This window comes from Paracoccus saliphilus (assembly GCF_028553805.1).
GTDB classification, from domain to species: Bacteria; Pseudomonadota; Alphaproteobacteria; order Rhodobacterales; family Rhodobacteraceae; genus Paracoccus; species Paracoccus saliphilus.
This window is the reverse complement of record NZ_CP067140.1, coordinates 3,175,327-3,199,702: the sequence shown is the minus strand read 5'-3', so window position 1 is coordinate 3,199,702 and position 24,376 is coordinate 3,175,327. Positions and strand designations below refer to the sequence as shown.

The window sequence follows — 24,376 nt, the reverse complement described above, 5'->3', positions numbered from 1 at the left end:
CATGACCCGGCCAGCAGAGGTGCATCCCGTCGGCCTGTCGATCCGCGATGGCACCAAGGTCTATCCCGGCACGGTCGCCTTGCGGGACGTGAATTTCGATCTGCGCATGGGCGCGGTCAATGTCCTCGTGGGCGAGAACGGGGCGGGCAAATCCACGATGATGAAAGTCATCGCGGGGGTCGAGCGTCTGACCAGCGGCAGGCTGATCCTTGACGGGCAGGAGGTCGAGTTCCGTTCCACCGATGACGCGGCGCGGCACGGGATCGGGATCGTGTTCCAGGAACTGAACCTGTTTCCCAACCTGAGCGTGGCGGAAAATATTTTCATTTCGCGCGAGAAGACCCGTTTCGGGATAGATATCGACAAGGCGAAACAGTGCGAGATGACCCGCGCGCTGATGAAGCGGCTGGAGCATGACATCGATCCCGATGCGCTGGTCGGCGATCTCAAGGTCGGCCAGCAGCAGATCGTCGAGATCGCGAAAAGCCTTGCGCAGGATGCCCGCATCCTTATCCTCGACGAGCCGACCTCGGCCCTGTCGGCGGCAGAGGTGGAGATCCTGTTCCGGGTGATTGACGACCTGCGCGCCTCGGGTGTCGGCATCGTCTATATCTCGCACCGGATGGAAGAGCTGATCCGCGTCGGCGACTATATCACCGTGCTGCGCGACGGGGTCATCACCGGGGCGCAATCGATGGAAGGCGTCGATATTCCCTGGATCGTGCGGCACATGATCGGGCAGGCGTCGAAGGATTTCGCCAAGGAGATCGAACATGATTTCGGCCCCGAGATCTTTCGTGCCGAACATGTCACCGCGCCTAACCGTCACGGCGGTTTCGATGTGCGGGACGTGTCCTTCTCTCTGCGCGCGGGCGAGATCCTGGGCATCTACGGGCTGATGGGGGCGGGACGCTCGGAATTGCTGGAATGCATCATCGGTGAGCGGCGCAACTACCGGGGTGAGTTCTTCGTGGAGGGTGCGCGGCTGACCGCGCAAGGCGTTGCCGGGCGCATCGCCAAGGGTATCGCCCTGATCCCTGAGGACCGCAAGACCGATGGCCTGGTGCAGATCCTGTCGATCCGCGAGAACATGACGCTGTCGAGCCTGTCCGCTTTCACCCGCGGCGTGCACATGTCACTGAAGCGCGAGGCCGAGACGGTGCGCGACTTCATCAGGCGGATGACCGTCAAGGTTGCCTCGCCCGAGCACGAGGTCTCTTCGCTGTCGGGCGGCAACCAGCAGAAGGTGGTCATTTCCAAGGCGCTGATGACCAACCCGAAGATCCTGCTGATGGACGAGCCTTCGCGCGGGATCGATATCGGCGCCAAGGCCGAGGTGTTCCGCGTCATGCGCAAGCTGGCGGCCGAGGGGCTGGGGATCGTCTTCGTCACCTCGGATCTCGAAGAGGTGATGTCGCTGTCGGACCGTATCATCGTGATGTCAAATGGCCGGATCACCGGCGAATTCAACCGGGACGAGGCGACCGAGACCGCGCTGGTCGAGGCTTCGGCCAAGGGACATACTCCCGATATTCCCGCAGAACCCGTGACGGAGGATGCCGCCAGATGACCGATTCAACCGTTTCCATGCCCGGGAACCAGCCGGGGTCAGGCAATGCGCTGCTGTTGCTATTGAAGGCGCGGACCTTCATCGCGCTGATCCTCGTGGTGCTGTTCTTTTCAATCGCCGCGCCGAATTTCCTGTCCACGGCCAACCTGGTCATCATGTCGAAACATGTCGCGCTGAACGCGTTTCTGGCCATCGGCATGACCTTTGTCATCGTCTCGGGCGGGATCGATCTGTCGGTTGGCTCGATCGTAGGGCTTTGCGGGATGGTGGCCGGCTGGCTGCTGCTTCACGGGATCAATCCGGGGTTTGGCTGGTCGATCCAGTTCAATACATTCGAGATCTGCCTGATCGTCATCGCCGTGGGCGTGATGGTCGGGGCGCTGAACGCCTTCCTGATCACCAAGCTGAATGTCGCGCCCTTCATCGCGACGCTCGGCACGCTCTATATCGCGCGGGGATCGGCGATGCTGTCCTCGGACGGGCGGACCTTTCCCAATCTGAACGGCAATCCGGAATACGGCTCCGACACGTTCCGCTGGATCGGGGCCGGGGACATGCTGGGCATCCCGGTCTCGATCTGGATGCTGGTCATCGTTGGGCTGGGCGCGGCCTATATCGCCCGGCGCACGCCGCTTGGCCGTTATATCTACGCCGTCGGCGGCAACGAGAAGGCGGCGGGACTGTCGGGCGTCCGGGTCACTCAGATCAAGTATTTCGTCTACATGTTCTCGGGTTTCTGCGCGGCGTTGGTGGGGATCATCATTGCCTCGCAACTGGTCGCCGCGCATCCGGCCACCGGCGACACGTTCGAGCTGAACGCCATCGCGGCGGCGGTGCTGGGCGGCACCTCGATGTCGGGCGGCAGGGGCCGGATCGGTGGCACCATCGTCGGCGCCTTCGTGATCGGGGTACTGTCGGACGGGCTGGTGATGATGGGCGTCTCGGCCTTCTGGCAGACGGTCATCAAGGGCATCGTCATCGTCGCCGCCGTGGTGATAGACCAGGCGCAGCAGCGCGTGCAGGCAAGGGTGGCACTGCAGGCACAGGCAGCCTTGGGCAAGTAGAACGGGATGGACGGAATGCTGAAAATCGCCCTGATCGGTTGTGGGTTTTTTGCACAAAATCAGCTGAATGGATGGAAAGACCTCGAAAGTGTCGAGGTTGTTGCACTGTGCGACCGCGACCGGAACAGGCTGGATGCGGTAGGAGACGCGTTCCGTATCGCGCGCCGCTTTACCGATGCCGCCGAGATGTTCGCCGAGGGCGGGTTCGGCGCGGTGGACATCGCCACGACGGTTTCTTCTCACCGCGCGCTGGTCGAGATGGCGGCGGATGCCGGGCTGCACGTGATCTGCCAGAAGCCTTTCGCGCAGACATTGACCGATGCCCGCCACATGGTCGAGGCCGTGGAGCGTGCGGGAAAGACCCTGATGGTGCACGAGAATTTCCGCTGGCAATCGCCGGTCCGCGCCGTCATCGAGGCGCTGCGGGGCGGGGCTATCGGCACGCCCTTCTTCGGGCGGGTGTCGTTCCGCTCGGCCTATGACGTGTTCTCGGGCCAGCCCTACCTCGCCGAGGGCGAGCGTTTCATCATCGAGGATCTGGGCATCCATATCCTCGACATCTCCCGCGCCTTGTTCGGCGATGTGGACCGGATCACCGCCACCACCCGCCGGGTCAATCCCCGGATCAGGGGCGAGGATGTGGCGACCATGCTGCTGTCCCATGCGAGTGGGGTGACATCGGTCGTCGATTGCTCTTACGCGACGCGGCGAATGCCCGAGACCTTCCCCGAAACCCTGATCGAGATCGACGGGACCGGGGGAGTGCTGCGGCTGGATGCGGGCTATCGCCTCACGATCCAGAAGGGCGGCGGCACCGAAAGCCGCGATGTGAGCCCGCAGCTTTTGCCCTGGGCGGAGAAGCCATGGCACAATATCCAGGAGAGCGTGGCGATCATCCAGCGGCATTTCACCGAATGCCTGCGCGCTGGAATCCAGCCTGAAACATCGGGACGCGACAACCTGCGGACGCTCGCCCTGGTCGAGGCCGCCTATCGCTCGGCGGCAGAGGCGCGCAGCGTCGATCCGGGTGAGCTATGAGCGATCTGCGCGCCCTATACGGCACGGACAAGCCGCCCGAGATTTGCGAGACCATCACCCATGGCGATGTCAGCCTGACCCTGCAGGGTGGCGCCTTGCGGCATATCCGGGTGAACGGGGCCGAGGTGATCCGTTCGGTCGCTTTCCTCGTGCGGGACCGGGACTGGGGCACGATTGCGCCCCGGTTGGGGCCGGTCGAGTGCGAGACGGCCGGGGCGCTGCGCGTGAGCATCCCGATGCGTTTCGATACCGCGACCGGGCGGCTGGAGGTGACGCTGAGCGTCGAGATCACCGGGACGGGCCTGCAAGTCCTGGCGCAGGGCCGCGCGACGGGCAGGTTCGAGACCAACCGCGCGGGTTTCACCGTCCTGCACCCGATCGACGGCGTGGCCGGGGCGCCCGCCACCGTTACCCATCCGGATGGAACGCGGGAGGCTGGGCATTTCCCGCTGCTGATCGCGCCATGGCAGCCCTTCAAGGATATCGCCGCGCTCGAACATGTCGCGAGGGGCCTGCATATCCGCTGCGCCTTTGTGGGCGATGTGTTCGAGATGGAGGATCAGCGGCAATGGGGCGATGCCTCGTTCAAGACCTATAACCGGCCACTGGCACTTCCATGGCCCTATCGGCTGGCGGATGGCGAAACACTGTCCCAATCGCTTGAGATCTCGTGGCAACGGGCGGCGGAGCACGCAAACCCTGCCGAATGGGAGTCGCCTCCGCGCAATCCCGTGTTCCCGCAAATGGCGCTGGTCCTGACTGCCGAGGATGCCCGTAGCATTGGTGAGGTGACCGAGGCTGTCCGTTTCGCCGGTCCTCAGCGGCTGCTTTGCCATGTCGATGCCGCGGTGGGGCCGGTCGGGCCGCAGGTCGCCGCTTTCGCGGCGCTGCAATCCGTGCTGGCTGAGCCGTGCTATGACCTGGAACTGATCTGCCGTTTCGACGGCGCGCAATCGCCCGAGGAGGAATTGGCCGATCATGCCCGCGCCGTCGCCGATGCCGGGCTGACCCTGTCTTCGGTCTTTGTCTGTCCTTCGGTCGACCGGCAATCCACGCCTCCGGGATCGGAATGGCCGGATTGTCCGCCTCTGGACCGGGTCCATCTCGCGACGGCCAATGCCTTTCCCGATCTTCCGCGCGGCGGCGGCATGGCCAGCTTCTTTCCCGAATTGAACCGCAAGCGCCCGCCATCGGGGATGTTGGATTTCGTCACGCATGGCCTGTGCCCGCTCGTCCATGCCGCCGACGATGTCTCGGTGATCGAGACATTGGAGGCGGTGCCGCATATCGCCCGCTCGGCCCGCGCCATTGCGGCGGGGCGTGGGTATCGCATCGGCCCGGCCACCATCGCCATGCGACAGAACCCTTATGGCTCGCGCACCATCCCCAACCCCGATCATGACCGGATCTGCATGACCGATGACGATCCCCGGCATCGCGGGGCTTTCGGAGCTGCCTATGCGGTGGGATTGGCGGCCGCGCTGGCGCCTTTCGCAGCCGATGTCTGGACCCCGGCGGCGGTCCTGGGTCCGCGCGGGCTGACCGGCCCGGACGGCTTTCTGCCGATCGCCCATGCCCTGCGCGCGCTGGCAGGAAGCGCCGGGCAGCCCGTCCACGAGGCGCGGATCGCGGAAGACATGGCCATATTGCATCTGGGTGACGGAACCATCCGCGCCAATCTGACCCCGCGCGCGCAAGACGGCCTGCCTGCGTTTGGCTGGGGTGCAGAGGGAAATTGTGGACGGGACGGATAGGGTTCAGTTATCACCATAGCAGACCAGCTACAGCGGAGACGCAAAAGCCATGATCAGCGCCCAAGACAGCAATGACGACAGGATCGTCAAGAAGAAACTGTCCGACCAGGTCCTGGAACGTCTGCATGACATGATCCGTAGTCACGAGCTGAAGCCCGGCGATTACATGCCCTCGGAGCGCGCACTGATGGAACGGTTCGGCGTCGGTCGCCCTGCCGTTCGTGAGGCGCTGCAATCGTTGCACAACAATGGGCTGATCACCATCAGCCATGGCGAGCGTTCGCGCGTGAACGAGATCAACCCGGCGACCGTCCTGCACCAGTCGGACGAGCTGGCCCGGCTGGTTCTCAGCTCTGCGCCCGGGAACCTCGATCACCTGAAACACGCCCGGCAGATGTTCGAGATGGGCATGGTCCGTGTCGCCGTGGAAAAGGCCAAAACCGAGGATATTGCCGACCTGCGCAAACTGGTCGAGCGGCAGCGTGAAGAGCTGGGCAATGCCACGGCATTCATCTCGATCGACATGGCGTTTCACCGCAAACTGGCTGCATTCTGCGACAATCCGATCATCCTGTCGGTCTCGGATGCGATGCTGGGCTGGTTGTTCGAATATCATGTCAGCTTGCTGCACCGCTCGGACAGCGAAGAAATCACCCTGCTGGAACATGCCAAGATCATCGACCATATCGAGGCACGCGACACCGATGCCGCAATCGAAGAGATGCGCCGCCATCTCGAGCGTTCTCGGGTTGCATTCGAGCGACATGAATGACATCCGGCTGCCCTCGCGATGGCCGGGGGCACTGCTTCGTTGTTGGCAGGTTTCTCGAACCAGTGGCGCGAACTTCCGGCGACCCTCCGAGGTATTTGGACAAAGAAGAAGAAAAATGCCGACAGGGGATCAACCCGGGTTTGATCGGGCTCCGCCGCCGTCGCGAATCCAGCCGAAATAATCCTCGCTTCCCATCTGACCTCCCTTCAGCGCGATCTCCAACCCGTCATGCGGTCCCTCGCCATGAGCCGTGCAGAGCGCCGCGCCGGGAATGGTCGGGGCCTTGGCGACCAATGCAGACAATCCGAGTTGGCGCATCCCGTGGCCTGAACTGTCGCCGCCCGAGATGACGGCGCGACGGATGCCGGTCGCCCGCAAGATCCGGTCCAGAATGCGGCCAAGCGCTTCGCCGATTTGGCGGTTGGCGGTTGCCGCATCCATCCCGCTTTCCCTCAGCGCCTTGCGAAAGCGGCTGATCTCGGGGCCATCATGGCCGCGGGCGGAATATACCAACGGACTTCCCCCGCGCTCCGCGGCAATCGAGGCGGCTTCGACGAGGCGGTTCTCCTCGGCCTCCAAACTCTCGGCAGGTCCGCAGACGGTGCTGGCGTCAAAGGCCAGTAAGGCGAAACCGTTCCGCCCCGCCCAATCAAGTTGCCGCGCCGTGATCGGCGATATCGATCCCGAGACCGCTGCGATCCGGTCAACGGCTCCTGCTGAGCCGACAGATTCCGGTTCAGGCAAAAGCCCGCTCTGCTGCCAATGCCGGATCAGCGCATATTCGACACCTTGGCTGCCTGCGACAAATCCCAGATCGGCACTGTTCTGCCAGATCAGTGCTCCTGCGGCCGTCTCCGAAACGGCGTCGATGGAATCAAGCGACAGGATGCGCACGCCATCCCCGAGCAGGTCACTCAACCGAGCCTGCGGATCAGCTGCCATTGCCTCCAGGTCGATCAGCCCGCCGGGCAGGTCGGTCTGCTTCGACAGGTGCCGAAGAAGATCGGCTTCTGCCATCGGTGTCACCGGGTGGTGTGCCATCACCGGGTGCCGGTCCAGCCGCGCAACCCCGTCCAGCCCACCGGCGAACAAATGTCCGAAAGTCTGGTATCGCCGCATCGTTGGTGCCGCCGTCAGCAGCGGTACGGCGCGGGCCGGGCGAATGCCAAGGCCGATCTCGATTGCCCTGCCGATCGACCCGGTTTCTGGTGATGAATCGAAGGTCGAGCAGATCTTGTAATGCAGAATCGGCGCGCCCAACCCATGCAGCCAGGCAAGAGGCGCTGGCAGATTCGCGGCCATCCAGTCGGGGCCATGGCTGCGCGCGGTCGAGGCGATGCCGATGCCCTGGCAATCCCCAAAACGGGCGGCTAGACGATCATCGGGAATATCGGTGAACAAGACCGATGGCAGCCCCGCGAAAGCAAGGACCTCCATCACCGCCGCCGATCCGGTGAAATCGTCTCCGAACCATGTCACCCAGGGCCGTTTGGCTGCTTCCGCAGTGTTGTCGCTCATGTCGGCCCTCGTCGATCCGGTTCTCTTGACATCTATGTATCATTATTATCTTATCATACCAGTTAAGCAAGCAATTCGAGGGATGAGAAGGAATGACCAAGGTCGCTTTGTTCGGTGCGGGCGGAAAGATGGGCCTGCGCCTGTCCTCCAATCTCGCAAAATCCGATTTCGAGACCCGCCATGTCGAGGTCAGCGACGAAGGGCGCACGCGTCTCAAGAAGGATTTCGGCTTTGACTGCGTGGACCAGAAAACCGCGCTGGAAGGGGCCGAGGTGGTCATTCTCGCGGTTCCCGACACGGTGATCGGCAAGGTCGCGGCAAGCGTCGTGCCTCAGGTCGCACCCGGAACCATGATCGTGGTGCTGGACGCAGCGGCGCCGTTTGCCGGTCATTTGCCTGAACGCGAAGACATCACCTATTTCGTCACCCATCCTTGCCATCCGCCGATCTTCAACGACGAAACCACCGAGGAAGGCCGTCGTGACCATTTCGGCGGCGTCGCGGCGAAACAGGGTGTCGTCAATGCATTGATGCAAGGCCCGCGCGAACATTATGAACTGGGGGACCGCATCGCCCGCGCCATCTACGCCCCCGTTGCCCGGACCTATGAGGTTACCGTCAAGCAGATGGCGATGCTCGAGCCGGGTCTCTCCGAAACCGTCTGCGCCTCGCTGCTCAGCGTCATGCGCGAGGCGCTGGACGAATGCGTGCGCCGGAGCGGGGTCAGCCATGAATGCGCCCGCGACTTCCTGCTAGGGCATATGAATATCCTCGGCGCGGTGATCTTCGAGGAGCGCGAGGGAGCCTTCTCGGATGCCTGCGACAAGGCCATCGAATTCGGTAAGCCGATGCTGATGCGGGACGACTGGAAGCGCGTATTCGAATGGGACGAGATCGAGGACAGCATCAAGCGGATCACCTGATCTTGACGCCCGCTCCGGCTTCAGCGTGGAAGGGCCGCAAAGTGCCAACCGGGTTGCGATCCGAGCCCTTGACTAAAGCATTACAGTTGCATTTTGTTCCTGCAGTGACATCTTTGAGCGCAGGCCTGATGAGCTCGCCTCCAGAGCGACCAGGCAATGATATGGACAGACTGGATCTGACGCTGTGCCATGCGGATGGCGATGCGGCGGATTTCTTGCATGGACCAGCGGATCAGCTTTGGTGACGCGCCCTGCGCATCGTTTTTAGGGGTGGTGTGTTAATTTTCGCTGAGAACTGACCCGGGTTGGTAGGGAATATTCATTGAGAAGTGACTCATGTGCGAACTTCGCCCTGTCTGCGATTTGCAGGGGGCATTGGAGTGATAGACATGGCATTTTTGAGTGTAATTCGACGTTGGGCATTGCGAGAGGGAATGTCGATCCGCGAGATAGCGCGGCGAACCGGCTTATCGCGCAACACGATCCGGAAATATCTTCGAAACGGCACAACGGAACCAAGTTTCAAGGTTCCCGATCGGCCCAGTAAACTGGATCCTTATGCGGAGAAGCTTTCTGGCTGGCTGCTGACGGAGAGTCGCAAGCCACGCAAGCAGCGCCGCACGATCAAACAGCTTCACCGGGAGCTGGTTGTGCTCGGCTATACCGGTTCCTATGGCCGGGTGGCTGCATTTGCCCGCGCCTGGCAGGAAGATCGGCGTCGGGATCAACAAACAACTGGCCGCGGCACCTTTGTGCCGTTGGTCTTTCAGCCCGGCGAGGCGTTCCAGTTCGACTGGAGCGAGAACTGGGCGGTGATCGGCGACGAGCGTATCAAGCTTCAGGTGGCCCATATCAAGCTGTCGCACAGCCGCGCCTTCCTGTTACGCGCCTATCTCCTGCAAAGCCATGAGATGCTGTTCGATGCCCATTGGCACGGCTTTCGCGTGTTCGGCGGGGTGCCGCGGGCCGGTTCGCGCGCGCGAGTTGGGTCAGTTGTAATAGCCGCGGCTGGCCAGCAGATCTTCGGTCTCGGCGGTTGCTTGGTCCAGCGCCTCCTTGACTTCAGCCTCGCCGGTCACGGCACGCAGGATATGGCGGGTGACGATCTCGCCCACGTCGTTGAAATCAGGCATCGCCGGGAAGGCCTTGCCGCTTTCCAGCGCTGTGCGGGCCGCAGAGTACCAGGGGAACTCTGCGGCCTGCTCGGCATTCTCAAGCAGCGACATCCGCGGCGGCATGGAGTATCTCGCGCCTTCCTGCATACTCTCCTTGTTGGCGGCCTCGGCCACCATCCGGAACATCTCTTCGCGGTCGCCCGACGAGAAGGCGGAGATGGCGAAACCGTCATTGGCCACACGCGCACCACCACCCGGCGGCGCGACCCAGTCGATCTGGTCCACGACCCGGGACTGTTCGGGATTGTCCATAGCCGCAGCACGGGTGAACCATTGCAGTCTCATGATTGATTGCGGCATCTGGGGGGGGCGCGGCCGCCGTCATCCAGATTGGCAATAGTGATGTAGCCGGCAGACAGTCATGCGAAACACCTTAAGATCACGCACGATCTAATGATCCAGCTCTCAGCTTCTTCGCACCTGGTCGAGTGCATTATCGAAAAATTTTGTGCCGCCCATTTGACCACCCTTGAGGATCAGCCGCATACGGTCCCTTGCCGCGTCCCGATGTCGCCCGACGCACATGCTGACGCCGCGCTCCATCACCTTCTCAAATTCAAGCGCATGAAAACCCAGCCCAGCACAGATGCGGCTGGATGTATCGCCACCGGCGACACAGACATATCCAACCGAGGTTCCATCGAGAATGGCGGCTATCAGTTTCACCGAGCAATCCGCAAGTTCGTCGGGCGACAGGGTGTAATCGGTCTCTGGATCAAGAGCGATTAAAACGGGGTGGCCGGAGATCAGCTTGTCCTTGCATTCCGCGACCAGTCCGACATCGGCAAGACGGTCAGGCGAAACCACGACCACATCAAGGGCCGCGCAGGCCCTCACTTGCTGCGCCGTGATTGGCGATCTGCTTCCGGCAAAAGCGAGAAACCTCTTCGAACCGGGTGGGGTCGCATCGCCTTCACATTCCTTCGGGTGAATGTTTCCGGCGATGATTTCGGCCACCGAACTCGCTCCGATCAGCAACTGCCGTCCGCCCGCAAGGGTCAGTGCTTCGCCAATCAGTTGTTGATCCTGTTCGGATGTCACATCGAAAATCACTGACCCGTTCCGCAACCGTTCCGCCATCTGAACGGTATGGGCAAGCTCCCGAAACGTGACACGGTCCAGATCGTCAAGGCCTTGCGCAGCAAGATGACGCGCGAGATCTATTTCGGTCATGGGAGTCACGGGATGGCGGCTCATGACCGGATGCCGATCTATCCGATGGACCCGTCCGTCACCGTCGCGCGCGAACAGGTTACCGAAGCAAAGATAGCGTCCAAGACTCGGTTGTCCTCCGATCACCGCCATCACATCGGGACGGAACCTCGCCCGTAATTCACTTGCGATGGCACCGATGGAGCCGATCGTGGGCGAGGAATCGAACGTGGAGCAGACCTTGTAATGCAGTCGTTCGGGAGACAAGCGGGCGATCATGGGCCAGATCCGTTCGATCTGCGTGATCGCCCGCTCGGGTTTCAGTGAGCGCAAATCGGTTGCAATACCGACCGCATCCAGCCCGTGCGGAACAGAATCCATATCCGTATCTACCAGTAGTCGCGTTTTGCAACCGCGTCGCGCGTAGCTGGCGAGACTGTCGGATGCGCCGGTGAAATCATCGGCCAGGAAGACAATTGGCCGCCGCATCAGCGTGACCCAAAGAATGCCATCGCGGTCGCCAGTTCCGAGTAATCCGAGGCTGCCGAAGCAAGGGCCCGCCCGTGGCTCAGGGCCTCGTATGCCTGGTGCAGAGAGGCGACCCCGGCGGCGGCCCCGTTCGGATGCGCAAGAATACCTCCCCCACACATGAACATCAGATCCGAGCTTCCGGCAGCTGTCAGGCTGCGTTCCAAAGTGCCCGCCCACTGCCCGGAGGAAAATGCCGGCATCACGCGATCGTCCGCGCCGACTTGAGACAATGGCTGTAGGCATGCCCGCGCAGCCTCGGCCACGTCTTGTGCCGTATCAGCGAATTTTCCGCCGGTCCCGTGAACATGCATATGGTCGACTCCGGCCAACCGGTAGAGCACATGATAAGGTTGAAAGGACATGCCCAGCAGCGGATGACGACTCAATCCACCGAAGCCGTTACGATGTGCGTGGATGGCAAGCGGCGTATGCGCGCGCAAGGTCTGGATGGCTGACAGGCCGCACCAGTTCAGACTTGCCATGACGCAACTACCGCCCTCCGCCGCGACCAGATCGGCGTGCCGGCGCATGTCATCGGTTTCGTCGGTGATGTTGAATGCCACCATCACTTGACGACCTGTCTTCTCGCGCCATTTCCGGATCACCCGCATGACCGCAGGCACACGCTCGGACAGCGGCGCGATATTCGGATTGGCGCAAATCTCGTCATCCTTGATGAAGTCGATACCCGCTGCGCATAGCCGGTCCACCAGTTCCGCAATGTCGTCGGTCCGCATCCCCACATTTGGCTTGACGATCGTGCCGAATACGGGGCGGCCCACCACGCCGGTTGTTCGGCGCGTCCCCTCGATACCAATTCTCGGAAACTCGTAGCGTGCCCGATAATCCGAAGGGACCGTTAGACCGGTCAGCTTGAGGCCGGTGACCTCCCCCAGATCGTAGAGATTGCCGGCGACGGTCGCGGCAAGCGTGGGCAGGTTCCGCCCGATATTCTCTGTCGGGAAAGCGATGGAGACACGGGCTCGCCTGAACGGTCCCGATATGTCCTTGCGCTCAAGATAGGCCGAATGCAGCGCAGCCTCCGGCGTCTCTGCCAACTGCTCGATCGACGTTACTTCCGCTGCCGATCTGGCGCGTAGCTCGTCCGTTTCCCCTGCTACGCGCACGAAGGTTCCACTGGATTGTTCGCCCGCCATCATGGCAGCGACCTCGTCAAGCGGCAGTGGCGTTTCTATCAGGTAATCCGCGACCAGTCTTTCCATCGGCGGCCTCAGTTTCCGGACAGGTCGAGGAATGGCCGCACCGGATCGTCGCCGTTCCAGCCCTGCGCAGCCTCGCGGATCAGATCGAACATGCGGCCTTTCGGCCCCATCACTTCCGACAATTCGACGCAGGTGCCCGGATGCTGCTCTTCGGCGAAATAGGCGAACCGCCCGTTTCTCCCGACGCAACCGCTCATCTTCACGGTAAAGCCGCGAGCTTGCATCATCTCGAGGTCACGGTCGTAATCGCGGGTCCAGAATGCCACATGCTGAAGACCGCGTAGTCCGTTCATTTTGAAGTCCCGATACATCGAGGGCACGTCATTGCGGGTCTGGATCAACTCGACTTGCATCTCGCCCGAATTCGCCAATGCAACCGAGTTCCGCACCTTATAGCTTTGCCCGTCATAGCGGTAATCCTCGATCGGCACTTCGGGATTATAGTACCAGGGACCGACGCCCATGGTTTCGGACCAGTATTTCATGCCCGCTTCGATATCGTCCACGACATATCCAAGCTGACGGATCGGGCCAAGCAGGTTGCTCATGAGATCGCTCATTTCATTAGTGTTTCGGGTAGCCAGGTCGACAGTGCCGGAACTGCGGAGACAAGCAGCAGCGACAACAGTAGCGGAACGAAGAAGGGTATTACCCCCGCGATCACCCGAGCAATCGGCATACGGGTTATGATCGAGATCATGTAGAGGCTCATACCCACTGGCGGCGTCAGAAGCCCGATCATCAGGTTCAGAACGAAGACGATGCCAAGCTGCAAGGGGTCGACTCCGGCAGCAGTCAGCGCGGGAGCGATGATCGGCGCAATGATCAGGATTGCGACGATGCTTTCCAGCACCATTCCGACAATCAGCAAAAGCACATTGGTCAGTAATAACAGCAAAAACGGATTCTCGGTCAGGCTCAACAACAGCGCGGAGGCTTTCATTGGCACCTGATCCAGCGTTAGCACCCAAGCAAATAGTGCGGCGGTGGCGACCACGAACAGGATATTGGCCGTTGCTTCGGTTGTCTCGCGCAGGGCCGACAGGATCTTTCCGACGGTCAGGCTGCGGTAAACGACAATGCCGATCAGGATCGCATAGGCGACCGTCACGCCTGCGACCTCGGTCGGGCCGAAATAGCCGCTGATGAGCCCGCCGATAAGCAAGACCGGTGCCAGAAGCGCTGGCAGAGATATCGCGAATTTGCGCAGCACGTCGCCAGATGCGGGGCGAATGCTGTCGCGGGGGAGGCCACGCAGCTGTGCGATGATCGCGACCTGAAGCATCAGGAATGCCGTCAGCAACAAGGCGGGAACGATCCCGGCAATCAGCAGTTTGACCGCCGACACATTCGCGACCGAAGCATAGATGATGATCGGGATGGAGGGCGGAAAGATCGGCCCGATTGTGGCAGCGGCGACAGTCAGTCCCGCCGCGAATTCTTCACGATAACCCTGTTTCTTCATCTGCTCGACCTGAATCGCGCCCAATGCGCCGATATCGGCGAGCGCCGCTCCGGACACGCCGGAAAAGATCAGCGAAACAAACACGCTGACCTGCGCGACCGCGCCACGAATGCGGCCAAAGATCATCCGCACCAGATCGAACATATGGGTCGTTACCCCAGTCGCATTCAGCAGGCTGGCGGCAAAGATGAACAACGGCACCGCCAGCAGGGGCGAGCTGTCCAACGCATTCAGGCTGCGCTGCGCCAGCACCGAAACCGGCAGGCCATGCAGAACGATCACCACGGCCGAAGATAATCCCAGGCAGATCGCGACCGGGGCGCCCAATGCCAGAAGCACCGCGAATATGGCCAGAAGAAGCAAGCTCATGATGATGGCACCGTCGGATCTTCTCCTGCGCCGCCTAAATCATCGGTCGGATCGATTCCTCCGAACGCCCGGAACACGCGGTAAAGCACAACCAACGCCAGCATGATGCTCCCCGCGAGGGCGAGGCTGTAATACACCCAGTTGGGCAGTCTCATCGCCGGAGTCAGGAACTTCCCTGCTTTCGGCAAGAATTCCGCAAAGCCCCATAGCAGCAAACCCGAAAAGCATAGCGTCGCGAGATCGGCAATCAGTCTCATCCAACGTCTAGCGGCTTGGGGGAGCGCATCGGGAAGGATGGTCACCGATACCATGATCTTTCGGCCCGCCAATGCGGGAACAGCGATGTACACAAGGCCGATGCAACTGAACCGGGCCAGTTCATCGGCCCATGGCAATCCCGTATCCGCAAAATTGCGGGCAAGAACCTGAAGCACCACCAATCCCGCCATCAAGGCCAGCAATCCCATGCCCGCCAGCATTCCCACGCGCGTCATCGCGACGATGATCCCGCCCAACCAAGTCGTCATCAGGATATCGCCGCGATCTTGTCGTAAAGATCGCCATAGGTCGCGCCGAAGCGTTCTTCGACCACCTTGCCGACCGACTCGCGGAAGGCCGCGACATCCAGACCTTCATCCGGGCCGATCACGTTCATGCCCAGGTCACGCAATTCCTGCGTTTCGGCCTCTTCATTGTCCTGGATCGCCCTGGTCGCCTTTTCACGTGTCTGGCGCGCAGCTTCGCGCACCGCCTCTTGCTGCGTATCGTTCATGCCCTGCCACACATCCTCGTTCATTACGACGACTTCGGCATTGGACATATGCCCGGTGAGCATCAGATGGGACTGCACTTCATGGAGTTTGACGTTCAGTACCACATTGACCGGGTTCTCCTGCCCATGCACGACGCCCGTGGCAAGCGCTGTTGGGACCTCGGACCAGTCGACCGGAACGGCAACCGCCCCCATCCCCTCGACCGCGGCAGTATAAATCGGGAACGGAACCGAGCGGATCTTGACGCCCGACAGGTCGGCGGGGGTCAGGATCGGCTTGCTACAGGTCAGATTCCGCTTGCCGAAATAATGCGCATAGATCACGCGGACATTGGCGGCGGCGACAAGTCCTTCATTCAATTCCTGCATGACCGGGGAATCAACGTCGGTGACCTTCATCAGGTGATCGATATCGCGGTAGATGTAGGGTGTATCAAGCGCGGCAAACGGCTCGTATAGCGAACCCAGCGCCCCGGCGGTGTTATGTGAGAACGCGATCGTGCCCAGTGAGACCGCCTCGGCAAGTTCCTGAAGTTTTCCCAACTGGCTTGCCGGAAAAACCTGAACCTCGATATCACCTCCGGATGTCTGCGCCAGTGCCTCGGCGAACCAGTCCGCCTGTGCTCCGGCGACCGAGGCCGGTTCATTGTTGTGACCATAACGCAGACTGGTTTGCGCCCAGGCGCCGCGAGGCAACCCCATGGCACAGGCTGCCCCCGCCCCAAGCGCCATGAAGCCACGGCGCCCCATATGGTCTAAACAGGTTTTCATAGCTTCTCCTCCCAGAGTAGAATGATTTGAATTGATGTATCTCTGCGCAGTTCAGGCGCTGAAATTTTCAAATTTTGCCTTATTGACAGAGGCTAGGCAAAAGAGGAGCATCAGTCAAAAGATATGAATTAATGGGTTTTGAGGTGTTTTAATTGAGCAAGGAAGATTCCGGAACGAGAGGCCGCCCGACTCTTGTAGATATTGCTGATGCGGCAGGCGTTTCACTCGCGACCGTCGATCGCGTGATGAATCAGCGCAAGGGTGTGAAGGAGCGAACCCGTATGCGGGTTCTGGAGCTCGCCCGTGAAACCGGTTTTCTCAGCCAGGCCGATGTCGAAAGATTCGTGACCCCGCCGCCACCCAACATCGTCTTCCTGCTGCCTTCGGGCGGGAACCCATATCTCCGGCTTCTTGGCGACAGGCTGCGACGGCGCGTTTCTGCCAAGAACGCGGGAGAGCCCGCCCTTCGCTGCTTTTTCATCGAGGGCTTCAATGCCAAGGCCCTCGCTGCGGCATTGCGTCAGAATGCGGGCTGGGCGGACGGTATCGCGTTTTTCGCCATCGAACATCCGCTGGTGCGCGATGCCGCAATCGAAATCTCGGAGTTGGGCAAGAGGCTGGTGACAATTGTATCTGACCTGGGATCACATTCCCCGGTCGACTATATCGGGTTGGACAACCATACCGTCGGTCGAACCGCCGGGTTTCTGATGGGGCGCTTTCTGAACCGCCGGGCGGGTTCGGTCGCACTCGTTGCAGGCTCGCGGCAGTACCGCGCGCATTGCGAACGCGAAGCGGGGATCATGAGCATAATGGACGAGATGTTCCCGGACCTTCACGTCATGGCCATGCGCGAGGGTCATGACGATCCGGGGGAGAATTATCGCCATGCGCTGAACCTTCTGGAGCAAAAGCCTGATCTCGTAGGAATATACAATGTCGGCGGGGCCTCCGGTGGGATCTGTCGGGCATTACGCGAATGCAACCGTGCCGATATCGTGACTATCGGTCATGGACTGACAACCGACACCAGAAAGGCGTTGCTCGACGGCACTTTGGACGCGGTTTTCGATCTTGCCGCGGACGAGGTGATAGCACGCGCGATCGCCGCGCTTGTCGCGCCGGAAACGGCCACCAGTCTGCCCAAATTTGACATTTTCTTTCGCGAGAACCTGCCGTGAGAGATGGCAGGAACCATCGCCGAGGATCTGCCATTATGCGCCCGGTTCAAAATCTATGCGCTCGCTGCAGCGCTGCGGGGCAATTTGGAGCTTGAAGCATCGAGCAGGTGTTGGTTTGCGTCTTACGCCGTACCCGCTGAAATTTTTTATCCTGTAATCGGTTTGAGCCGTACTAAACCCTCCTGCCCCTGAAAGAGTAGATGGGGTTAAGGCGTTGGCGTCGTCCAGCCTAGGCACCTGTCCGGCTGTCCACCAGTAGCGTGTAGTGCTTCTGTAATGGGCCTTTGTTCGTCAAGTCCCTTCGAGTGATCATCTCGCCGCCAGGATCATGCTTCTGTCCGTGGTCAACACGCGGGCTGCCACACTATGCCATCAGATCCGGAACCGGCAGGTCAATCTAGGACGCGTGATTTGCCGAAGCGTTCACAGCACTACTTCCGACCTTGCCAGGCCCTCGTCCCGGCGACGGGACCCCGAAGGAGCAGAACCTGAGCTGGCCTGCTCCGTTTCCTCTTTTGCTCTTACACGGTCACGACCTCCTTGCCCCAGCGAAACGCGCTGGCATCAATCCACATGCAATGCAGGACGGTGGCCAGCTTGCGGGCCAGCGCCACTTTCGCCCGTTTCATGCCCCGCCGTTTCGCGACACCCATCGCCCAGCCTTTCAGGGCGGAGAACCTCGAAGCACGCGTCAGCATGATATGCGCGGCCTCGTAGAGCGCGGTGCGCACCATGGCGTCACCGACCCTGGTGATGCCGCCGTCTCTGTCGGTCTCACCGGACTGGTATTTTCCAGGCGTCAGCCCGAAGTAAGCGCCGACAGTTCGGGACTTGGAAAACCGCTCCGGATCATCGACCGCCGAGCGATAGGTCAGCGCCACCAGAGCACCTACGCCGGGTACGTTCATCAACCGATGGCAGACAGGATCGGCCCGGGCGATCTTCAGCATTTCACGATGCAGCCGGGTGAATTCGTCCCACAGGGCGGCCCGGGCCTTCAGTATCGCACTGATCACCGTCGTCAGCATGTCATGGCCTTCGATGAGGTCGCGAATGCGGGCATCAAAACGACCGCGACTTACCTCGCCGACCTTGAGCCCGTAACCACGCAAAATGCCGCGAATGCTGAGTTCGACATCGCGCAGCTTGGCCTGCAGCAGTTTGCGGCCGACCAGCAATGCCCGCACGGCCTGAGCGTCCGCGGATTTTGCATGAACCGGGCGAAACCAGCCCATGCGCAGCAATTGCGCGATCCCACGGGCATCCTTGCGGTCCGTCTTCACGGTCATCGCTGACAACGCCGCCTTCACATGCCGCGTTTCCAGCAGCACCACATCAAAACCCGCGTTGACCAGGCCTTCGCGCAACCATTGAGACAATGGCCCCGCCTCGAGACCGATCCTGACGATCGGAAGCTCAAACTCGGCAAAATACCGAGACAACGCTGCCGGCTCACTCGCCACTTTCGTTTCGCGTACGATCTTGCCCGACGCATCCATCACGCAAACGCTGCACTGTTCCAGCGACACATCGATTCCTGCATAATACTCCATGGCTGTTCCTCGCTTGATGCCTGGGGCCGAAATCAGCGGACCCCGTTTCAACATCATCACTCTGGGGGACAGCCACCTTCATGGCCACCAGAGGAGCGCAGGCCCATAATGGCATCTAGGCACACTCTTCGGTGGTATCCCGTCGAACCCGCCAAAGGATATTCCGGAAGGAAGACCGGTCAGGCGTGATCGGAATATCCAAGTACCGCTCAGTGCAGTTCCGCCTTCGGCAGTTGCCGCGAGACCAGCCAGCCGATCAACAGCCCGGTGCAAAGTGGTTCTATGGCAACCGGCCCGATCAGCAGCAACGCGATCAACATGGCGGCGAGCGGTTTGCCCATGCCCACGGTCAAAGCAGCACCGATTCCCGCCACCACGGCAACAGTCACCGGGCTCTGCGGCAAGAGCCAAACCGCAGCAGCACCCGCTGCCGCGCCGGCGAAGATGAGCGGAAACGCCGCTCCGCCGCGCCAACCCGAGGCCAGACATAAGGAAAGAGCCAGCACTTTCAGGGCTGCCAGCGCCAGCAACGCGATCAACCCCGCTTCCTGCCCCCAATGCAGCATCTCCTGCAGTTCATGATGGCCGGAAAATCGCAGAATGGGGAAGGCGGTCGCCAGCAAGGAAAACAAAGCGGTTCCGATCAGCGTCTACTGCCAAATTGCCCCAAAACCCGACAAACCGGCCCGGATCGCGGTCAACGATCTGAGAAACAACCAGCCTATAGCAGCCCCCAACATGCTTGGAAGCACCGCAAGAATGATTTCGCTGCCGTCCCCCGCCGCAACATGGGTTGGCAAATCCACATGCAATGCATTCTCGGTCAGGATCCGCCGTGCCACTATGAGGAAACCTGCGAGCCCCGCCAGTGCGGCGACATAAAGCTGCCATTTTGGGGCTTGCGGCTCTTCATCCAGCAGCATGGCGCCACCGGGGGGCGAACCATAAAGCCCACCAAGAGCACCAGCCGCGCCGATCTCGCCAACCATATCGGCGGGATGGTGCAGTCGCGCGAGCAGCGCAGTGACCAGTACCGATAATTCGGCCACAACCGCCAGGATTCCGGCCTCTGGGCCGACAGCGCCACCAAATCCGACCGCTACGATTGCAGTCAGTGCCAGAACCCCGGTCTTGTGGATCTGCGTGGCAGCCGGCTGTCTTGCCAGAGCGATCTGCTCTGACAAGCCACCCCCCGTCGGTTCGGCTGCGAAGCAGCGCGATGATGCCCCCACCGACGAGAATCACGACAAAAATGTACCAGTGCGTTTCCGGTCCGGACCAGACCAAATGCGACACCAGCCCCATGCCTGCCCCACAAGACCAGTGCCGTGGTCATCCCTGCAATGAAGCCATAGAGAACGGATATCAGCGCCTTGGTTATCGCTGGTTCTCCTTATTTCTGCCGTCGCGCCGCGAGGAGATGATGGCATCGGCAATTGCGCTTGCCGTGGCGACAAACAACCCCAACCCTGTCAGCACATATCCTATGGTGAACAACTTGCCTAAGGCGGTCTGCGGGGCCAAATCCCCATACCCTATTGTCGAGATGGTAATAACCGAAAAGTAGAAGGAATCGAGCAGACCCCATCTCTCGACCCAGCTATAGAAAAACGCTGCTCCGGTTATCAGACTGAAGGTCAGCGCCACAAGTCCACGCACCTGTCCGTCTTTCAGCGCCATTCGCAGCCCAAGTCAAAGATCTTTGATCGGTCTCATGAAGCTCTCCTTTCGGGCTCCGGCTCCCAGCAACCATTCGACCAGCAGCAGACCGATCACCGTCAGCATCACTTGTTGTGTCCATGTCGAGCCGGGCTCTTCCTGATAAACACGGGATTGGTTAGGGCCGATATCCTCGTGCCATATCATTTTGCCTTCCGGCGTCAGTGCGGGGCGGTAGCTGACCTGCGCAAGCCCATCGTCGAATGCATCGCTGATCCTTTGGGCCATCGACGGGCTGCGGATCAGGAAACCCATTTCGCAATTCAACAGGGCCGAACGCGGGTCGAAGTTGCAGGAACCGATAAAAACCCGTTCGCGATCGACCGAGAAGGTTTTGGCATGCAGGCTCGCGCCCGACAGACCGAGCGGCTTGATCTGAAACTCTTCCTCTTTCGGCTGCCCGCCCCGAAGTTTGAGTTCGAACAGTTCGACACCCGCCTGCAAAAGCTCGCGACGGTATTTCGTATAGCTTCCAGAACCATAAGCACATCCGTCGTGTTCAGCGCATTGGTCAGGATGTTGACCTGCTTGCCCGATTGCACAGGCCCTTCGAAATAGGCCGATCCCGCCTGACCCGGAACGAAATAGGCAAAAACCAAGTCCAATCGCTGCTGTACATCGCCGAGAATCTGCCCAAGCCGGACGATCATCAATTGGTCGCGACGTGCCTGTCCCTGCCCTTTGACTGGATCATCGACCACTAGATCAACATCCGTCGAATGCGTCTATGTGTCAGGACTTTCGTGGGTTGTTCGATCCTTTGGCCGGGAACCAACCCATCATCAATGCCGTCCAGATCGCATCATTGTGTTTCTCTGCATGAAAATGCGGTAAGATGCTCTGGCACAACTACGGACCAGACACTGTTGTGATGTCACAGAGTACAGATGGGTTGGAACTATGATTGACAGAAGTACACTGCAGGACATACTGCGTAGAGCATTTGAAGCGGGCCGTGATCAGGGCATGGAAGACATTGAAGCGATCCTGTCTCAAAGACCTTCGGCACGGACACCCGACGAAGCATTCGAAGCCTTTCTAAAAAATGAGGCTACTGAAATGAATAGATTAACCAATTCCCAATCCGATTGAGTGCGGCAAATGGCATGGCCCGCATCAAAGAGACCATCATACTTTCTGTGGTTATCTCGTTAACCGCATATCATTATCTTGCTGAAATCCCCCTAATGATAGCTCGCATATCATCTCTGATCACGTGGTAGCCCTGCTTCCCGCACTTCGCGACCTTCCTCAAAGGATCGAGCGCGAACCAGAATTGTAATAAATTTGTATACATTAAAGAAATAGTCCTCACGACTTTATTTACGTAACCCCCTGATCATGACCCCCACGCAAAACAGTGGTGCAAGTCATGAATGTCGTTACCAGCGCTCACTTCGGTGGAAATCTATTATTCAGACATGACGATATCCAGCCTGGCACTCCGTACAGAGAAATGCTGGATGAGATTTCGTTCCATAATTTTCGATATCCTGGTGGAGGCATTGCCGAAGTACCGAGCTGGAGCAACGGAGGGCTGGACGGCATTTTTCAGCCGTTATCGTTGTCAGAATCCGAGCAAGGAACAGAAGAAGACATTATAACAATTCGGGAAGCTCTGGAGTTCGTAACAGAGAGCGGCACCACAATCTCGATTGTGATCCCGACATTCCCGTTCTTCGATTCGAACACACAAAGCTTTGATCATGCGGGATTCGATCGATATATAGACAACCTGGAATCTGCTTTGAAGGAGTTTCCCGAGGTCAAGATTTCAGGCTTCGAGATTGGCAACGAATACTGGGCAGAAATTACCGCCAAGGAATATGGGTATATCGCAAATATTGAAATTCCGATTCTTGAGAACCTGAACCATCGCCTAAAGGAAGAGTTTGGCGAGGATTGGATCCCAATTGATACCGGAATTCAAGCCGGAGCAGCATGGCGAAATACCAATGTAGAAGAAACTCACGAAATTGCAGATCAGATTGATGTCGAAAACAGGGAAATAGTTGATACCATTTATCAACACGCCTATCCAAACCCACATCGACAACTGGAGTGGCAAAAGGACGGAGCAGTAGAGCCGATGGAAGCCTTCTACAACATAGAGGGCTTCTCCGACGATCTTAATTTCTCGTTCTCAGAGTTCAATATTTGGCATATGGCCGGGGAGGCACCAGTCTTCGGTGTCAACCAGGCCGGGTTCTGGATCGAAGAGTTTTCGCGCTATATCGATGCGGGTGCAGATTCCTTCGATCATTGGGGCATCAACTATAAATGGCTCACCACCAAACTCTATGATGCCAAAATTCTTCCCTCGGAAATGAAGGACGGGGATACTGTCACCATAGCGACCCCCACGGGAAAAGTTTATGATATTGCGAGTACCCAGCTCATTGGAAAATCCACCATTCCGGACCAACAGGCCCTCAAAGTCATTGATGTAGACGGGGAGCTCGGCATTACCGGGTTTGAGGACGACAATCAGAAGGTCATCTTCCTGAGCAACATGTCCGGGAAGGATGTGAATATTGATTTCAGCAGTCTTTCAGACAGCTATCACATCTCAACACACCATATCATCGCCGCCGATGCACCATATTCGACATGGTACGATGAATCCGAATTCACATACACCGGTGAGGTTCCGCTCGACGCACGGGGAGACATGCAAGTGCTCAGTGGTAGCGAGGCCGGAAGCCGCTTGTTGCTGGGCAACAACGAGCTCGTCACATTGATCGCCAGCGAATCCTCCAGCGATATCGTGCTCGAAGGCGCACATAATGTGACTGATCCGCGAACGGGCATGGTCGATGATTACCTGGAAGGAGTCAATGGAAATGACATCCTTCGCGGCCATGTCGGAGATGACGAACTACATGGAGGACATGGTTCCGATGTCCTGATCGGGGGGGAAAACAACGACAAGCTGTCCGGAGGCGGTGGTGGCGACGTCTTGATCTCGAGCACGGGAGAAGATCACCTCAGCGGGGATCAAGGCGATGATCTGATCCTGGTGGTCGGTAAAACCAGCGATGATGTGGTTACCGTTTCAGCCGGTACCGGGCAGGATCTCATCGTCACCGATGGTGCTCGCAATATTGACATCACAGACTTCGAGGATGGCGATATGCTCGGGTTCGGCGGTGCGTTCACGAGTGGTGAAGAGCTAATGGCAGCGACGACAATCGAAGGTGAAGACCTGCTCATTGCACTTCCCGATGGAGGGATATTAACCATAGCCGGCGGTGCCGACTTTGCATCCGACATAGCAGACCGGTCATTTGACTTCATCTCGGACGCTGACGCGTCGGAGACGTTGGACAGCGTCCTCTCGGACCTCAACTGGGAACAATATGATGAGATTGGTACGGCCTTTCGGGACGCAGCGGAAAGCCATCTGCATGACCCGGAACTCTGGAACGAGGCATTTGACAATTTTGAAGCTAGCCACCCCAAACCGCTCCCTACACTGTCAGAATCTACTGACCCCGAGGACCCTGATCCAGAACCCTGGCAGCCCGAGACTGAAGAAGAACCGGAGGATGAAGATACTGATCAGGCTGGCGAAGCATGCTTTGTTGCGACCGCGGCATATGGCGATCCTTATCATCCCGATGTCGTGGCATTACGTGCCTTTCGAGACCTCCACCTGAGTAGATATAGGCTCGGCCGTGCCTTCATCCGCTTTTATTGGCGTGTCGGGCCCAAGCTCGCATCGATGACTAAGCCACCTTCGATCCACGGACGCGTATGCCGTTATATCATCAATGGTATTGTCGTCATGTTACAGAAACGCAATCTGACGGGATAGATCTGCGTA

21 protein-coding genes and 2 pseudogenes are annotated in these 24,376 nt (G+C 59.5%); 9 read left to right on the top strand and 14 right to left on the bottom strand.

The features are described from left to right. The first annotated feature begins 1 nt into the window (after position 1). From JHX88_RS15385 to nanR, 5 genes are read left to right on the top strand one after another with little or no spacing between them, the layout of a single operon-like run. On the top strand, positions 2 to 1,570 hold the full coding sequence (locus tag JHX88_RS15385; RefSeq protein ID WP_076526641.1) for a sugar ABC transporter ATP-binding protein: 1,569 nt from the start codon (positions 2 to 4) through the stop codon (positions 1,568 to 1,570). Then, positions 1,567 to 2,634: an ABC transporter permease gene (locus JHX88_RS15380; RefSeq protein ID WP_076526640.1), complete on the top strand. Its 1,068-nt coding sequence runs from the start codon at positions 1,567 to 1,569 to the stop codon at positions 2,632 to 2,634. The genes JHX88_RS15385 and JHX88_RS15380 overlap by 4 nt, the downstream gene beginning before the upstream one ends. Positions 2,635 to 2,649: 15 nt before the next feature. Continuing rightward, positions 2,650 to 3,672, top strand: coding sequence for a Gfo/Idh/MocA family protein (locus JHX88_RS15375; protein ID WP_076526786.1), 1,023 nt, complete (start codon positions 2,650 to 2,652; stop codon positions 3,670 to 3,672). Then, entirely contained in the window at positions 3,669 to 5,426 is a 1,758-nt protein-coding gene (locus tag JHX88_RS15370; protein ID WP_076526639.1) for a D-apionate lactonase family protein, read from the top strand. Before JHX88_RS15375 ends, JHX88_RS15370 begins: the two co-directional genes overlap by 4 nt. A gap of 49 nt (positions 5,427 to 5,475) precedes the next feature. Further along, the gene (gene nanR, locus JHX88_RS15365; RefSeq protein ID WP_076526638.1) at positions 5,476 to 6,198 is read left to right on the top strand and encodes a transcriptional regulator NanR; all 723 of its coding nucleotides are present in this window, start codon (positions 5,476 to 5,478) and stop codon (positions 6,196 to 6,198) included. A 129-nt stretch (positions 6,199 to 6,327) separates the two neighbouring features. On the opposite strand, the gene JHX88_RS15360 is transcribed toward nanR, so the two are convergent. Next, positions 6,328 to 7,716 carry a four-carbon acid sugar kinase family protein gene (locus tag JHX88_RS15360; protein WP_076526637.1) on the bottom strand — a complete coding sequence of 463 codons (1,389 nt, stop codon included), beginning with the start codon at positions 7,714 to 7,716 and terminating at the stop codon, positions 6,328 to 6,330. A gap of 92 nt (positions 7,717 to 7,808) precedes the next feature. Here JHX88_RS15360 and JHX88_RS15355 point away from each other — a divergent pair, with 92 nt between their 5' ends. Together JHX88_RS15355 and istA are read left to right on the top strand one after the other, a co-directional pair. Continuing rightward, entirely contained in the window at positions 7,809 to 8,639 is an 831-nt protein-coding gene (locus JHX88_RS15355) for a phosphogluconate dehydrogenase C-terminal domain-containing protein (RefSeq protein WP_076526636.1), read from the top strand. 389 nt (positions 8,640 to 9,028) lie between these two features. Next, positions 9,029 to 9,610 (top strand): annotated as a pseudogene (gene istA / locus JHX88_RS15350) (IS21 family transposase); the annotation flags it as partial. A gap of 18 nt (positions 9,611 to 9,628) precedes the next feature. Here the strand turns inward: istA and JHX88_RS15345 are convergent. From JHX88_RS15345 to JHX88_RS15315, 7 genes are all read right to left on the bottom strand, one after another. Continuing rightward, the gene (locus tag JHX88_RS15345) at positions 9,629 to 10,099 is read right to left on the bottom strand and encodes a type 2 periplasmic-binding domain-containing protein (protein WP_176011455.1); all 471 of its coding nucleotides are present in this window, start codon (positions 10,097 to 10,099) and stop codon (positions 9,629 to 9,631) included. Between the two features lie 120 nt (positions 10,100 to 10,219). Then, positions 10,220 to 11,455 carry a four-carbon acid sugar kinase family protein gene (locus JHX88_RS15340; RefSeq protein WP_076526635.1) on the bottom strand — a complete coding sequence of 412 codons (1,236 nt, stop codon included), beginning with the start codon at positions 11,453 to 11,455 and terminating at the stop codon, positions 10,220 to 10,222. Then, a complete protein-coding gene (locus tag JHX88_RS15335; protein WP_076526634.1) occupies positions 11,455 to 12,720 on the bottom strand; it encodes a RuBisCO large subunit C-terminal-like domain-containing protein in 1,266 nt (421 codons plus the stop codon). Before JHX88_RS15335 ends, JHX88_RS15340 begins: the two co-directional genes overlap by 1 nt. Positions 12,721 to 12,728: 8 nt before the next feature. After that, on the bottom strand, positions 12,729 to 13,268 hold the full coding sequence (locus tag JHX88_RS15330) for a VOC family protein (RefSeq protein WP_076526633.1): 540 nt from the start codon (positions 13,266 to 13,268) through the stop codon (positions 12,729 to 12,731). An 8-nt stretch (positions 13,269 to 13,276) separates the two neighbouring features. Next, positions 13,277 to 14,554 carry a TRAP transporter large permease gene (locus tag JHX88_RS15325; protein WP_076526632.1) on the bottom strand — a complete coding sequence of 426 codons (1,278 nt, stop codon included), beginning with the start codon at positions 14,552 to 14,554 and terminating at the stop codon, positions 13,277 to 13,279. After that, positions 14,551 to 15,081 (bottom strand): TRAP transporter small permease, encoded by a 531-nt coding sequence (locus JHX88_RS15320; protein ID WP_076526631.1) that lies wholly within the window; start codon positions 15,079 to 15,081, stop codon positions 14,551 to 14,553. The genes JHX88_RS15325 and JHX88_RS15320 overlap by 4 nt, the downstream gene beginning before the upstream one ends. Continuing rightward, the gene (locus JHX88_RS15315; protein ID WP_076526630.1) at positions 15,081 to 16,097 is read right to left on the bottom strand and encodes a TRAP transporter substrate-binding protein; all 1,017 of its coding nucleotides are present in this window, start codon (positions 16,095 to 16,097) and stop codon (positions 15,081 to 15,083) included. Before JHX88_RS15315 ends, JHX88_RS15320 begins: the two co-directional genes overlap by 1 nt. Positions 16,098 to 16,342: 245 nt before the next feature. Between JHX88_RS15315 and JHX88_RS15310 the strand changes: the two genes are divergently transcribed. Then, on the top strand, positions 16,343 to 17,278 hold the full coding sequence (locus JHX88_RS15310; RefSeq protein ID WP_272848051.1) for a substrate-binding domain-containing protein: 936 nt from the start codon (positions 16,343 to 16,345) through the stop codon (positions 17,276 to 17,278). 521 nt (positions 17,279 to 17,799) lie between these two features. Here JHX88_RS15310 and JHX88_RS15305 read toward each other — a convergent pair. The 6 genes and pseudogenes from JHX88_RS15305 to JHX88_RS15280 form a co-directional block, all read right to left on the bottom strand. Next, entirely contained in the window at positions 17,800 to 18,831 is a 1,032-nt protein-coding gene (locus tag JHX88_RS15305) for an IS110 family RNA-guided transposase (RefSeq protein WP_076529219.1), read from the bottom strand. A 209-nt stretch (positions 18,832 to 19,040) separates the two neighbouring features. Then, positions 19,041 to 19,463 (bottom strand): chloride channel protein, encoded by a 423-nt coding sequence (locus JHX88_RS15300; RefSeq protein ID WP_076526610.1) that lies wholly within the window; start codon positions 19,461 to 19,463, stop codon positions 19,041 to 19,043. Between the two features lie 18 nt (positions 19,464 to 19,481). Further along, positions 19,482 to 20,015, bottom strand: coding sequence for a voltage-gated chloride channel family protein (locus JHX88_RS15295; RefSeq protein ID WP_176011452.1), 534 nt, complete (start codon positions 20,013 to 20,015; stop codon positions 19,482 to 19,484). Positions 20,016 to 20,208: 193 nt separating this feature from the next. Then, a complete protein-coding gene (locus JHX88_RS15290) occupies positions 20,209 to 20,511 on the bottom strand; it encodes a potassium channel family protein (RefSeq protein ID WP_084203165.1) in 303 nt (100 codons plus the stop codon). 12 nt (positions 20,512 to 20,523) lie between these two features. After that, entirely contained in the window at positions 20,524 to 20,805 is a 282-nt protein-coding gene (locus JHX88_RS15285; RefSeq protein ID WP_272848293.1) for a phospholipase D-like domain-containing protein, read from the bottom strand. Between the two features lie 3 nt (positions 20,806 to 20,808). After that, positions 20,809 to 20,994, bottom strand: a pseudogene (locus JHX88_RS15280) (phospholipase D-like domain-containing protein); the annotation flags it as partial. 928 nt (positions 20,995 to 21,922) lie between these two features. Here JHX88_RS15280 and JHX88_RS15275 point away from each other — a divergent pair. Next, positions 21,923 to 24,367, top strand: a complete 2,445-nt coding sequence (locus tag JHX88_RS15275; protein ID WP_141225839.1) for a calcium-binding protein — start codon at positions 21,923 to 21,925, stop codon at positions 24,365 to 24,367. Positions 24,368 to 24,376: the final 9 nt, after the last annotated feature.

Coding starts and splice junctions, on each gene's coding strand:
- JHX88_RS15360 (WP_076526637.1), bottom strand. CDS start 7,716: ATGAGCGACAACACTGCGGAAGCAGCCAAACGGCCCTGGGTGACATGG.
- JHX88_RS15315 (WP_076526630.1), bottom strand. CDS start 16,097: ATGAAAACCTGTTTAGACCATATGGGGCGCCGTGGCTTCATGGCGCTT.
- JHX88_RS15370 (WP_076526639.1), top strand. CDS start 3,669: ATGAGCGATCTGCGCGCCCTATACGGCACGGACAAGCCGCCCGAGATT.
- JHX88_RS15285 (WP_272848293.1), bottom strand. CDS start 20,805: ATGGGTTTCCTGATCCGCAGCCCGTCGATGGCCCAAAGGATCAGCGAT.
- JHX88_RS15305 (WP_076529219.1), bottom strand. CDS start 18,831: ATGGAGTATTATGCAGGAATCGATGTGTCGCTGGAACAGTGCAGCGTT.
- JHX88_RS15380 (WP_076526640.1), top strand. CDS start 1,567: ATGACCGATTCAACCGTTTCCATGCCCGGGAACCAGCCGGGGTCAGGC.
- JHX88_RS15340 (WP_076526635.1), bottom strand. CDS start 11,455: ATGCGGCGGCCAATTGTCTTCCTGGCCGATGATTTCACCGGCGCATCC.
- JHX88_RS15320 (WP_076526631.1), bottom strand. CDS start 15,081: ATGACGACTTGGTTGGGCGGGATCATCGTCGCGATGACGCGCGTGGGA.
- JHX88_RS15335 (WP_076526634.1), bottom strand. CDS start 12,720: ATGGAAAGACTGGTCGCGGATTACCTGATAGAAACGCCACTGCCGCTT.
- JHX88_RS15275 (WP_141225839.1), top strand. CDS start 21,923: ATGAATGTCGTTACCAGCGCTCACTTCGGTGGAAATCTATTATTCAGA.
- JHX88_RS15290 (WP_084203165.1), bottom strand. CDS start 20,511: ATGGCGCTGAAAGACGGACAGGTGCGTGGACTTGTGGCGCTGACCTTC.
- JHX88_RS15375 (WP_076526786.1), top strand. CDS start 2,650: ATGCTGAAAATCGCCCTGATCGGTTGTGGGTTTTTTGCACAAAATCAG.
- JHX88_RS15325 (WP_076526632.1), bottom strand. CDS start 14,554: ATGAGCTTGCTTCTTCTGGCCATATTCGCGGTGCTTCTGGCATTGGGC.
- JHX88_RS15310 (WP_272848051.1), top strand. CDS start 16,343: ATGAATCAGCGCAAGGGTGTGAAGGAGCGAACCCGTATGCGGGTTCTG.
- JHX88_RS15355 (WP_076526636.1), top strand. CDS start 7,809: ATGACCAAGGTCGCTTTGTTCGGTGCGGGCGGAAAGATGGGCCTGCGC.
- JHX88_RS15385 (WP_076526641.1), top strand. CDS start 2: ATGACCCGGCCAGCAGAGGTGCATCCCGTCGGCCTGTCGATCCGCGAT.
- JHX88_RS15330 (WP_076526633.1), bottom strand. CDS start 13,268: ATGAGCAACCTGCTTGGCCCGATCCGTCAGCTTGGATATGTCGTGGAC.
- nanR (WP_076526638.1), top strand. CDS start 5,476: ATGATCAGCGCCCAAGACAGCAATGACGACAGGATCGTCAAGAAGAAA.
- JHX88_RS15345 (WP_176011455.1), bottom strand. CDS start 10,099: ATGAGACTGCAATGGTTCACCCGTGCTGCGGCTATGGACAATCCCGAA.